Annotated in this window: 1 protein-coding gene; it reads right to left on the reverse strand. The window is 53.3% G+C overall.

Features of this window, described 5'->3' with window-relative positions; genetic code table 11:
• Positions 1-1,066, reverse strand: a 1,066-nt coding sequence (locus tag E1189_RS01720) for a hypothetical protein (RefSeq protein WP_196221007.1), incomplete at both ends; no start/stop codon positions are given.

Consider the following 1,066-nt stretch of genomic DNA (forward strand, 5'->3'; position numbering starts at 1 on the left):
ATCAATCCCGTTTTGCAGCTCCCATCCCAGACTCTGATTACGAAGCACAAAGGGGCGGCAGAACATCAAACGCTTACGGGTCTGGAAAGGTACCAGGGCCACTCCCCGGGGGCAGCACAACTCCTGTGCCGGATAAAGCAGGGCGTATTCGGAGATTGTCTCAAGGGTTGTCTCCCAAAGGGCTGCCGGACCATCGGGACCACCATAACGAACCAGGTGGTTTATCAGGTGCTTTGGCAGCCAGTTCCTGTGAACCTTAGGATCGCCCGTCAAACAAACCCAGGGGGGAGTACCGGGGCGCAGATCTTCTTCTGAAAATCGTACCAGTGGGCCATGCTGATTGAACCAGTCTCGACAGGCTTCCGGTTCAGTTTTCGGAAGACGCCACAGGGAAATACAATGACAGTCCAGATCGGGAGGGAGCGGTCTTTTTCGTTGCCATTCCGGGTGTCTTGACAAAATGCGCTCTGGAATCAAGTGTGTGGCGTCTGGAAACTGCTGTATAAACTCTGCACACAGTTTTTCGGTACGCTTGGCCACAGGCAGCCCTTTCAGCCAGTGGAAAAAACGGCTCCGGTGTGGCATCAGAGCGGGGCAGCGTTCAAGAAAATTCTCGGGGTAGTAGCGACTCGCCCCATATGCATTGTTAGCCGCCGGTGCTTTCAGTAGAAGCCTTTGAAACAGGTCCGGCGTAAGCATGGACTCTGGGATATGGTGTACGCGGGGGATCACTTTGCTGTCCACTGCCAGTTCCACCATATCTATCGTGATGCGCCGGGTGGGAATGTAACCCAGAACCTCCCCATCCTGACTCAGTGCCACCCTGCACAGTCTGCTGTACCCAGGGTCCGGATCATCTTGAAAATAATAAAGCAACCAGGGGATGTCTTTGACAGCCTGCTCTTTCATTGTCTGAGTATGGTGATGGGGGGGCACACTTATGATAGTTTCGGGTTCTATCTGCACCAAAGCTTCAAAATCTATAGGGTGATCAGGGAATAGTTTATGCACCTCGGGAAGAACCTGTTTATTGGTAGCGATGCAGGCATCAAGAAAGGCCGGGGTG

Source organism: Parendozoicomonas verongulae (genome assembly GCF_009711465.1).
In the GTDB taxonomy this organism is placed as follows: domain Bacteria; phylum Pseudomonadota; class Gammaproteobacteria; order Pseudomonadales; family Endozoicomonadaceae; genus Sansalvadorimonas; species Sansalvadorimonas verongulae.